8 protein-coding genes are annotated in these 11,345 nt (G+C 52.0%); 3 read left to right on the top strand and 5 right to left on the bottom strand.

Translation table 11 applies throughout. The features are described 5' to 3' along the window. Both WBV75_RS13320 and WBV75_RS13325 read left to right on the top strand, forming a co-directional pair. Positions 1-1,006: CBS domain-containing protein (locus WBV75_RS13320; RefSeq protein ID WP_424121076.1), on the top strand; the 1,006-nt coding region annotated here is incomplete at its 5' end. Between the two features lie 61 nt (positions 1,007-1,067). Next, on the top strand, positions 1,068-2,213 hold the full coding sequence (locus WBV75_RS13325; RefSeq protein ID WP_424121077.1) for a succinylglutamate desuccinylase/aspartoacylase family protein: 1,146 nt from the start codon (positions 1,068-1,070) through the stop codon (positions 2,211-2,213). 6 nt (positions 2,214-2,219) lie between these two features. Here WBV75_RS13325 and WBV75_RS13330 read toward each other — a convergent pair whose 3' ends face one another. From WBV75_RS13330 to WBV75_RS13340, 3 genes are all read right to left on the bottom strand, one after another. After that, positions 2,220-4,073: a M1 family metallopeptidase gene (locus WBV75_RS13330; protein WP_424121078.1), complete on the bottom strand. Its 1,854-nt coding sequence runs from the start codon at positions 4,071-4,073 to the stop codon at positions 2,220-2,222. Positions 4,074-4,082: 9 nt separating this feature from the next. After that, a complete protein-coding gene (locus tag WBV75_RS13335; protein ID WP_424121079.1) occupies positions 4,083-5,729 on the bottom strand; it encodes a S8 family peptidase in 1,647 nt (548 codons plus the stop codon). Between the two features lie 103 nt (positions 5,730-5,832). After that, positions 5,833-6,693 (bottom strand): MBL fold metallo-hydrolase, encoded by an 861-nt coding sequence (locus WBV75_RS13340; RefSeq protein ID WP_424121080.1) that lies wholly within the window; start codon positions 6,691-6,693, stop codon positions 5,833-5,835. 134 nt (positions 6,694-6,827) lie between these two features. Between WBV75_RS13340 and WBV75_RS13345 the strand changes: the two genes are divergently transcribed. Next, positions 6,828-8,702 carry a cation:proton antiporter gene (locus WBV75_RS13345; RefSeq protein WP_424121081.1) on the top strand — a complete coding sequence of 625 codons (1,875 nt, stop codon included), beginning with the start codon at positions 6,828-6,830 and terminating at the stop codon, positions 8,700-8,702. Between the two features lie 65 nt (positions 8,703-8,767). Here WBV75_RS13345 and lepA read toward each other — a convergent pair whose 3' ends face one another. Further along, positions 8,768-10,564 (bottom strand): translation elongation factor 4, encoded by a 1,797-nt coding sequence (gene lepA, locus WBV75_RS13350; protein ID WP_424121082.1) that lies wholly within the window; start codon positions 10,562-10,564, stop codon positions 8,768-8,770. Positions 10,565-10,601: 37 nt separating this feature from the next. After that, positions 10,602-11,345: hypothetical protein (locus tag WBV75_RS13355; RefSeq protein WP_424121083.1), on the bottom strand; the 744-nt coding region annotated here is incomplete at its 5' end.

The following is an 11,345-nucleotide window of genomic DNA, read 5'->3' on the forward strand; positions in this document are numbered from 1 at the left end:
GATCTCAACAGATTTTGATACGTCAGACAGCCTGCAGGAGCTCCGGGAGGGGAGAACCCCAAAATTATCCGCCCTGAACCTCCACAATGGAACGGTGTATCCCTGGAACCGGTTGTGTTACGGCCGCACCCACGGGAAACCCCATTTGAGGATAGAAAACCGGTACCTGCCTTCGGGTCCGACGACTTCTGACGAAATCGCGAATATGATGTTTTGGGTGGGGGTGATGCTCGGACGTCCGAAAGATTGGGAAGAGATTCATAAAAAGATGGATTTCAGGGACGCCAAAAAGAACTTTTTCAATGCTGCCCGATATGGGATGGCGGCCCAGTTTCACTGGGGGGAGAAAATCATTCCGACCAAAGAACTCATTTTGGAGCATTTCCTGCCCATGGCTTATAAAGGTCTCAGCCGGGCCAACGTGAGCCGGAAAGACGCCGAACACTATCTCGGCATTATTCAGAATCGGATCAATACACAGAACGGTTCGGAGTGGATGGTGAAGACCTATCGCGAACTCAGAAAGGACTTTAACGCCCCGGAAGCACTGCGCAGGCTTACCGCATCCTTATTCGAACGCTCTTACAAGGGCTATCCGGTGGACGCCTGGAGACGGGGCAGGAGGCATGAGCACAAACACACCAAAAAGAAGCAGCGGGTAGGCGACCTGATGAGTACCAAAATCATTACGGCCCAGGAAGAGGACAGCGCCGCCCTGGTCATCGGCATGATGGAATGGAACGACATCCACCACCTGCCGATATTGAACAACGGCAATGAACTGGTGGGGATGCTTACCTGGAATGATGTAAAGGACCTGGCAGCGGACGACAGGATTTATGCCCTGAGCATACAGGAAGTAATGCGGAAAAACCCTAAAACACTTCATCCGGAGACCCTGGTTCGGGAGGCAGAAGAAGTGATGAGCGAACACAATCTCGAAGGGCTTCCTGTGGTGGCCGAAAACATACTTGTAGGGATTCTGACATCCAACGACATTAAGTAATATGATAAGAACCCAGAGGGAAGAAAATAAGACAGTGGCGGGTGAACGAATACTATGTCGCATGACTTCGGACAAGCCGGGGCCCACTGTTGTCTTTTTTGGAGGAATTCACGGGAACGAACCCGCCGGGGTGGCGGCCCTCACAGAGGTTACAAACACTTTGAAGTGCGAAGGGGCGGCTTTGGACAAAGGGTCCCTAATCGGGATACGCGGGAACCTCCCGGCCCTGCTACAAAAGGAGCGTTTTCTGGACCACGACCTGAATCGGATTTGGAGCAGGTCGCGTCTGGAAACCGTTTTGGCCAAAACGGAACAGGAACGCTCCACGGAAGAAAAGGAACTGGTCCTGATCTATGAGCTCATTCAGGAAGTCCTGCAATCGTACTCCCCCCCGTTTTATTTTATCGACCTGCATACGACTTCCAGCCGGACGAGGCCTTTTATCACCATCAATGACTCCATTATCAACCGGTATTTTTCCCGAATATTCCCCGTGCCTGTCATCCTTGGTATCGAGGAATACCTCGAGGGCCCCCTGTTGAGTTATATCAATGAATTGGGCTATGTTGCCCTGGGGTTTGAATCCGGCACCCACGACGATCCTGCCGCCATCCGGAATGCGGCGGACTTTATTTGGCTCACCCTCGTATATACCGGGCTTCTGTCCGATTACCCCGGAAGGGAAGAGAGTTATAATCGCCTGGACCGGGCCTCGGAGTCCGACCATGATTTTTACGAAGTCTTTTACCGGCACAAGTTGCCGGACACCCACAACTTCAGGATGAACGAAGGCTTTCGGAGTTTTCAACCACTTCCCAAAGGCACTGTCCTGGGGTCTGAGCGAGGCACCCCTGTGGCCATGCAGAAAAAAGGCATCCTTTTTATGCCGCTTTACCAGAAACAGGGAGAGGAAGGCTTTTTCCTGATTCGAAAGACCCCGTCCTGGGCCCTGAAACTATCAGCCAGGCTCAGGAAATGGAAGACACACGAATTGTTGACGCGCTTACCGGGGGTAAGGTGGACCGACTCAGAAAAAGACAAGCTGGAGGTCGACCTTTCGGTAGCCCGCTTTATGAACCGACCTATTTTTCACTTGCTCGGATACCGAAGCCGGCAGCGGGACAAGACGCATTTGCTCATCAGTAACCGGGAACACAAAGCCCGGAATGACGACTACAAAAACACCTTTTGGTTCTCAGGGCACTGATGCCACTTACTCCGCTTGCCAGCCGTTGTTTTCAGGGGCGATGTCTGCCATCAGTTGAGAAGGATCTATAAGGACAGCCAGGATCTGGTCTTTGGGGGCACCCACCATTACGGTGTATACCTCCTGTGCCCATGGCCAGTCTTTCAGCACTTCCCGGTCTATGCCCGGATATGGATTTTCCTTCTCCCCGTACAGCATTTTCAGGGGGGCGTAATACGTCTTTTGCGTATTGTCCTTAAAAACAACCAGGAGGTCTATGGGCATCGGCATCAGCCCGACACGTTTTAGGGTAATGGCCGTTTGGTTTGCATTGCCTTCCACGGATTCCACGGATTCAATGGCGTAGTCAATGGTGTTGGTGGTCTGGGTCCAGTCTGTTAGATACCACTCCAGCTCCATCCCCGATACGCGCTCGGCACTTCGGATAAAGTCGTTGGGTGTGGGGTGCTTGAATTTAAAATCGTCGTAATACCGCCTCAGGGAAGCCATAAGCTTATCCTGCCCGATGATATAACCGAGCTGCGCCAGGAAAACCGCGCCTTTACTATAGGCCGAAATCCCATAGCCCGAATTAAAACTATACCGATCTGCATGGGTGGCAAGAGGTTGTTCGCGACCGGAAGCGGCAAGGCTCAAATACCCGTTATAGGAACCCTTGAACGGGTTTTGGTTGTCGCGTTCCATGATCTGGTTCATACACAAGGCGGAAATAAAAGACGTAAAGCCTTCATCCATCCACTCGTGTCGCGATTCATTGGTGGCCAGTATGTGCTGAAACCAGGAGTGGGCCATTTCGTGGACCATGACCCCAACGAGGCTTTCATAGCTGCGTTCCCCGGTTACCAGGGTGCTCATGGCGTATTCCATTCCCCCATCACCTCCCTGAACGACAGAGTACTGCTCATAGGGATACGGCCCTATAATTTTACAGAAGAACTCCATGGCAGCGGCCGTTTTAGGCTGAAGCTTTTTCCAGTTCTCCAGGAGTTCAGGCTTGTTTTTGTAATAAAAATGCAAGTCCGGCCCATTGGGCATGGGCAGGATGTCGTGGAGGTACTCCGGGTCTGCCCCCCACATAAAATCGTGGACGCGCGGGGCCTTAAAGTGCCAGGTAAGCGTTTTCCCTTTGGGGCGGGAGACCTTAGCCCCCGCGACTTCATAACCATGCCCGACTTCCTGTGGATTCTGCAGATAGCCCGTTCCCCCAACGACATAATCTTTATCCAGGGTGAGTTTGACGTCAAAATCTGCCCAAACCCCGTGAAACTCCCGAGCGATATAGGGATCCGCATGCCAGCCTTCAAAATCGAACTCCGCCATTTTGGGATACCACTGGCTCATGGAGAGGGCAACGCCTTCCCGGCTGTTGCGCCCGGAGCGTCGGATTTGCAAGGGCACCTGCCCGTTAAAAACCATTTCAAAAGTTGTTTTCGCCCCCGGGAGGATGGGTTTGTTCAGCGGAACTACGAGGACGGTCCCTTCCAGGGAGGGGTCCAGCGAAACCCCGTCCTGTTTCAGGGAGGCGGCTCTTAAATACCCGATTTCATCGGGGGCCAGGGCGGCGATGCGGCTTTTCCCCTCCTCAGTCATCCGGCCATCCGGATCTTCAACACTCTGCAAGCGCATATCCATTTCGCTCCCGGGTTGGAAGGCGTTGAAATACATATGGTAAAATACCCGGTTAAGTGTATCGCTGGAATTGTTGGTATAGACCAGGGTTTGGGTTCCCTGATACTGGAATGATTCTACATCCATGGAAACATCCATGGTGTAATCTGCGTGTTGTTGCCAGTAGGAATGGTTTCCCTGGGCCTGAAGCCCGAAGGCTGCTGCCAAAAAGAAAAAATAGAAAAGCCTCATGAAGATTTGTTATAATGAAATTTTGCCTCTGGAAACCTGGTCTGCCAGGATAAGGGCGTTATACGCATTGGCCATTTTACCCGTCCGGGAGATAGCCGTCAGGGGTTTTTTAACCGCTTCATCCCCGGCTATGTTCACCTCGAGGGTCACCTGCAGTCCGGACTGCATAATGATCTTTTTTACCTGGGAAGCGCTGAGCTTCGGGTACCGGGAGAGGATAAGGGCAGCAATCCCGCTGACCGCAGGGGCAGCCATAGACGTCCCACCCTGAAACTCGTAGGTGTTTCCGGGCATGGTAGAATAAACATTGCCTCCGGGCGCAAAGACATCCACATTGGATTTCCCGTAATTGGAAAAGGAAGACACCAACCGGGGTCCGTAAACCGGGTCCAGGGAGCCCACCGTTATAACGTTATCCACCATCTCAGGACCTGTAAACACCTGGTCGTTGGGGTAGTTTTCATTGGCCGTATCGTCCAGGTCGTTCCCGTCATTTCCGGCAGCGTGAACGAAAAGCACATCTTTTTCGGCTGCGTATTTCAGGGCTTCATAAACCCATTCCTTGTTTGGAGAAAAGGACTTTCCAAAACTGGCGTTGATAATTCGCGCCCCATTGTCCACGGCATAGCGGATGCCCAGGGCAATGTCTTTGTCGTACTCATCTCCGTCCGGCACGGCTCGGATACTCATGATCTGCACGTGGTCTGCCACCCCGTCAACCCCGAGTCCGTTACCGCGTTCAGCGGCGATAATCCCCGCGACATGGGAACCGTGGGATTCGTCTTCGGACCGGTTTATCGGATTTCCGTTCCCATACCCCCGGCTGTTAATATCATAGGGGTCATCTCCCACAACAGCACGTCCGTCGAAGTCCGGGTTCAGGTTGTATTTAACCTGCCCTTCGAAGTACTTTACCCCACCTTCCAGTTGCTCCTTTACATCTTCTATCGAAGGGCCAAAACCAAGCATCTGTTGTATCACAGCGATATTCTGCTGCAGCCCGGGGTCCGTGGTTTTAATATTGGCCAGGTCCTCTTTTGTGTAAACACTTTTACCAAGGTGGCTTTGAAGGGCCGCATCTGACGCTTCTACCGTTTTCATGATTTCAACGTACCGGGCACTGTTGGCCTGGGCCTCGGGCAATTCTTTATCCAAGAGCTTCCTCGCCTTTTCCTGTAGCGCGGCATCGCCGATTTTCAGACGTAAAATCCGGGTGTACTCCAGTTGTTCATGCAGGGATTCTCCCAAAAAATTATAGCCGTGGATGTCATCCACATACCCATTTTTATCGTCATCCACGTTGTTTCCGGGAACTTCATCCGCATTGGTCCAAAGCACCCCGTCCAGGTCTTCATGGTTCAGGTCGATACCCGAATCCAGAACAGCGACCACTACTTTTTCCTTAACTTTAAGGTTGGGAAGGATTTCGTTATAGGCTCGGGCGACACTCATCCCGGGGATGGTATCTGCAATCAGGTCTGCATGCCCCCATCGCTCGGCTTGTGCTTCCTCCAGCTCGGCGACTTTCTCGGGAACGCTCGCGATGCTTTCAATCGGGGTGTTGACTAATGCCGTTGAGCCACAGCCCGACAGCGTCAGGGAAAGGGCCAGAAGGATAAAGAGGGACTTGGGGAATTTCAATTGTAATGCTTTCATTGTGGTTTATTCATTTCGGTAAAAATACTACGCTGGGATAAATTATTCTCTTAAAGAACTCAAAACTTGTTTGCAGGGGCCTGAAATCGAAGGGATCAGGTGTTTAAAAAAGCGAATGAAACGGAATAACCTCGTCCAGGCGGGGTCCTTTTTCTGTGGGCTTCAGCACACAGCATTCATTGTGGGCATCGTGTTCCATAAACAGGATGTACTGCCTTTCGGTGGCTTCCTTTAGAAAAACAGCCTTTTCCTTTAGGGTGAGTAACGGCCGCGTATCGTACCCCATAACGTAGGGCAGGGGAATATGGCCGGCGGTGGGAATCAGGTCGGCCATAAAGACCAGGGTTTTACCTTTATAATGTATATGCGGAATCATTTGTTTGTCCGTATGTCCGTCCACAAACAGGATATCGAACCCGAGGGGGGAGGTTTTTAAAAAGGTGGAACCGGCCTCCCGCGGAATAAATTTTAACTGTCCGGCCTCCTGCATGGGGAGGAGGTTTTCCTTCAAAAACGACGCCTTTTCCCGGGCGTTGGGTTCCGTCGCCCATTTCCAGTGCGCCTCGTTGGTCCAGAAGGAAGCGTTCTTAAAAGCCGGTTCATATCCCGTGCGGTCCCTGTTCCATTGGATACTGCCCCCGCAGTGGTCAAAGTGCAGGTGGGTTAAGAAGACGTCGGTGATATCATCCCGGTGGAAACCCAGGGCTGCCAGGGAAGCATCCAGGGAGTGGTTGCCCCAGCGGTGGTAGTGGCTGAAGAATTTTTCCGATTGTTTCTCCCCGAGCCCCGTATCTATCAGGATCAGTCGGGCCCCATCTTCAATGAGGAGGCTGCGCGCCGCGATATCAATCAGGTTGTTCTTATCCGCGGGGTTGGTCCGGGACCATAGCGTTTTGGGCACCACACCAAACATTGCGCCTCCGTCCAGCTTAAAATTTCCAGTCTCAACAGGGTAGAGTTTCATAGGGTTGGAATGAGGCCCTAAAATACAAATTCACCCTAAAGGCGCCCCAAATTCACAAAACATTTCCAACTCCCTGCGGCAGAAGATGCTTAAATCCCTATTTTTGGAATTCACCCTTTTTCAAAGGACAACGCATGATTGAACTGGCGGGTATTGTGATTTTGGGAATTGTGGCCCAGTGGGTGGCCTGGAGGATGAAGCTTCCGGCTATCCTGCCTTTAATCCTGATCGGGCTCCTGGTAGGGCCGCTCTCCACCCTCTATACTGAGGATGGCAGCAAGCTTATCGAGCCGGTCTACAACGGGGAGAAGGGGTTGTTTCCCGGGGAGCTGTTGTATCATTTTGTTTCCCTGGCCATCAGTATAATCCTTTTTGAAGGGGGCCTGACCCTAAAGCGCTCTGAAGTGCGGAATGTGGGGCCGATGATTACCAAATTGATCACCCTGGGCTCGGCCGTTACCTTTTTTGGGGCGGGAATCGCCGCCCATTTTATATTTGACCTCAGCTGGCAGATTTCCTTTTTGTTCAGCTCCCTGATTATCGTTACCGGCCCTACGGTCATCACGCCCATCCTTCGCAACATCCCTTTAAAAAAGGATGTTTCCGCCATTTTAAAATGGGAGGGCATCCTTATAGACCCCATTGGGGCTTTGGTCGCCGTATTGGTGTTTGAGTTTATCAGTGTGGGGGAGGGTCAGGAATACACCACAACCGCCCTTATCGAGTTTGGGAAGATCCTGCTTTTTGGGTTTACCTTTGGTTTTACCTTTGCGCACGGGCTGGCCTTTGCCATAAAAAAGAACCTGATTCCCCACTACCTCCTCAATGTGGTTTCCCTCTCCGTGGTCCTGCTCGTGTATATCGAGTCGGACATCTTTGCCCATGAATCCGGCCTTTTGGCGGTGGTGGTTATGGGGCTTGTGATGGGGAACCTGAATCTGCCGAACCTCAAGGAGCTCCTCTACTTTAAAGAGTCGCTCAGCGTATTGTTGATTTCAATCCTCTTTATCCTGCTCGCGGCGCACATTGATTTGGAAGACCTTCAGCTGATCTATTCCTGGAAGACCGCCGTGCTCTTTGCCATCATCGTCTTTTTAATCAGGCCCATTGGCGTCTTTTTAAGTGCGCAGGGGTCGGACCTTAAATTCAATGAAAAAGTCTTTATCAGTTGGGTGGGGCCCCGGGGTATTGTAGCCGCGGGTATCGCCTCCCTCTTTGGTTCCAAGCTGATTGCCAGGGGTGAGCCGGGCGCGGAGTTTATTACCCCCCTGGTTTTTACCATAGTACTGGGGACCGTTTTGCTCAATGCGACCACAGCCCGACCTTTTTCCAAACTGATTGGGGTTTTCCTCACAAAATCTGAAGGTATCCTGATCGTGGGCGCCTCAAAAGCTTCCCGCCTTATCGGGCGGTACCTGCAGCGCAACAACCGCCATGTAGTCCTTATAGACAGTAACCAGAGCAATATCGACAAAGCCCAGAAAGCAGGCCTGGAGGCTATTTCAGCAAACATTTACGCGGACAACCTCACCGACAATATCGAGCTCAATGACGTGGGTTACCTCATCGCCATGACGGCCAACCCGGAGATTAACCAATACGCCATTGAAAAGTTTCAGGAGGAGTTCGGGGAAAACGGTTCTTTCCGGATCGTGGGTACCGAAGAAATCAACAACCCGGAGAATGCAGACAACAATAAACTGTTTTCGACCACGGATGATTTTGTCCGGTTTGTGGAGGCTGTTCGTATGAGTCCGGCCATCCGGGAAATTGCCCTGAAGGACTCAAAGCACTATACTGACTTGATTGAGAAATCAAATGACAACCTGGGAATCGTTCCGCTCTTTTTAAAATCCCCGGACGGAGAACTTCACATCATCCCCTCGTTTTTCAGGGAGTCCGGCAAAATTACAGAGGGTTATAAGCTCGTTTATATGGGCAACTCCCTCAGCGATGCGGCTGAGAAGGAAGCCGAAAAAGTACTGACGCTGCCTGCGGGGGCGAGTTAGGGGGAGTCTTGAATTTGCAGAGCTTCCTGCAAACAAAAGAGTTAAATCAAAGTGCAGACCGGAGGTTAGTCGTTGAGTTTAAGGACGGCCATAAACGCCTGCTGCGGGATCTCCACATTGCCTACCTGGCGCATCCGCTTCTTTCCTTTCTTTTGTTTTTCCAGGAGTTTCCGTTTTCTGGAAATATCCCCTCCGTAACATTTGGCGGTCACGTCTTTACGAAGGGCTTTTATGGTCTCCCGGGAAATGATTTTGGCCCCGATAGCGGCCTGGATCGGTATATCGAATTGCTGGCGGGGGATGAGCTCTTTAAGCTTTTCGCACATTTTCTTGCCGATATGGTGGGCGTTGTCAAAATGCACCAGGGCGGATAAGGCATCTACCATCTGCCCGTTTAAGAGGATATCCACACGGACCAGTTTCGAGACTCTCAGGCCGATAGGTGAATAGTCGAAGGAGGCATACCCGCGGGAAACGGTTTTCAGCCGGTCGTAAAAATCAAAAACGATTTCGGCCAGGGGCATATCGAAGTTGAGTTCCACACGATCCTGGGTGAGATAGGTCTGGTTGGTAATCTGCCCGCGCTTCTCAATACACAGGGACATGACGTTCCCGACATACTCGGCCTTGGTGATTATAGAAGCCTTGATGTAGGGCTCTTCTACGCGATCCAGGGAAGAGGGATCGGGCAAATCCGAAGGATTATTGACAATAATGATGCTGTCCGGGTCCTTTCTTGAGAAGGCGTGGTAACTCACGTTGGGTACGGTGGTAATCACCGTCATATTGAATTCCCGTTCCAGGCGCTCCTGTATGATTTCCATATGGAGCATCCCGAGAAAACCACATCGGAAACCAAACCCCAGGGCGGCGCTGCTCTCCGGCGCGAACACCAGGGAGGCATCGTTGAGTTGCAGCTTTTCCATGGAAGCCCGGAGCTCCTCAAAATCTTCGGTGTCCACGGGGTAAATACCCGCAAAAACCATGGGTTTAACATCTTCAAACCCGGAAATGACCTTTTGGGTCGGTTTGGCCGCATCGGTGATGGTGTCCCCGACTTTGACTTCACGGGCGTCCTTTATCCCGGTAATCAGGTAGCCCACATCCCCGGTGGAAATTGCGGTTTTGGGAACCTGCTTAAGTTTGAGGGTGCCGACTTCATCCGCCCCATAGGTTTTTCCGGTGGCGACGAATTTAATTTCCTGTCCTTTGCGAATCTCCCCGTCGAGAACCCTGAAATAGGTTTCAACCCCTCGAAAAGGATTGTAAACCGAATCAAAAACCAAAGCCCTCAGGGGCTCGGAAGGATCCCCGCTTGGGGCCGGGACCCGTTGGATTATCGCCTGTAGGATGTCGGTAATTCCTATCCCGGTTTTCGCACTGGCCGGAATCACATCTTCAGCCCGGCATCCCAAAAGATCTACGATGTCGTCCGTTACCTCTTCCGGGTTGGCACTGGGCAGATCCACCTTATTGAGTACGGGGATGATTTCCAGGTCGTTTTCCAGGGCCAGGTAGAGGTTGGAAATGGTTTGCGCCTGGATGCTTTGGGCGGCATCCACCACCAGGAGGGCCCCCTCGCAAGCGGCGATAGACCGGGAAACCTCGTATGAAAAGTCCACGTGCCCGGGGGTGTCGATCAGGTTCAGGACATATTTTTCGCCTTCAAAGACATAGTCCATCTGAATCGCGTGACTCTTGATCGTGATCCCGCGCTCCCGCTCCAGGTCCATGCTATCCAGAAGCTGATCCTGCTTTTCACGATCCGTTACCGAGCCCGTAGCGTCGAGTAAGCGATCCGCCAGGGTGCTTTTCCCGTGATCGATATGAGCAATAATGCAGAAATTCCGAATGTTTTTCATGCGCGAAAATAGGGTGCAAAGATAGCGGAAATACGGCTTAGTCCCGCCACTCGGCGATAAACAAATTCGTATCCCGGGTCCCGCCATTATTTCGGTTGCTCGAGAAAATCAGATGCTTGCCATCGTTGGAGAAAACCGGAAAGGCATCAAAGGTCTTCCCGTGGGTCACCTGTTCGATCCCCGTACCGTCGGTATTGATCATATACAGGTTGAAGGGAAACCCCCCTTCAGCTTCATAATTGCTGGAGAAAAGGATTTTATCCCCGCTGGGGTGGAAAAACGGGCTCCAGTTGGCATTTCCAAGATAGGTGAGCTGCCGCAGGCCACTTCCATCCGCATTGCAGATATAGAGCTCCATATTGGTAGGTTGTACCAGGCCCCTTTCCAGCAAGCCTTTGTATTCCGCGATTTCGGCTTCGGTTTTCGGGCGGGAGGACCTGAAAATAATCTGGGTGCCGTCCGGGGAGAAAAAGGCCCCTCCGTCGTATCCGAGTTCATCCGTGATCTGTTTTACATCACTTCCGTCCAGGTTCATGGTGTAGAGCTCGAGGTCCCCGCTCCGGTCTGAGGTAAAGACAATTCTATCCCCCTGTGGAGACACCGTGGCCTCGGCGTCATACCCGGGCTCATCGGTAAGTTGGGCGGTGATATTCCCCTGCAGGTCGGCTACAAAAATGTCAAAGGAATCGTAGACAGGCCAGACGTAGTTTCCGTTTTCCCGCAAAGGCACTTCCGGGCAGGCCGCACCCTTTAAATGAGTGGAGGCGTATAAGATATGCTC

This window comes from Robiginitalea sp. (assembly GCF_049588695.1).
In the GTDB taxonomy this organism is placed as follows: domain Bacteria; phylum Bacteroidota; class Bacteroidia; order Flavobacteriales; family Flavobacteriaceae; genus Robiginitalea.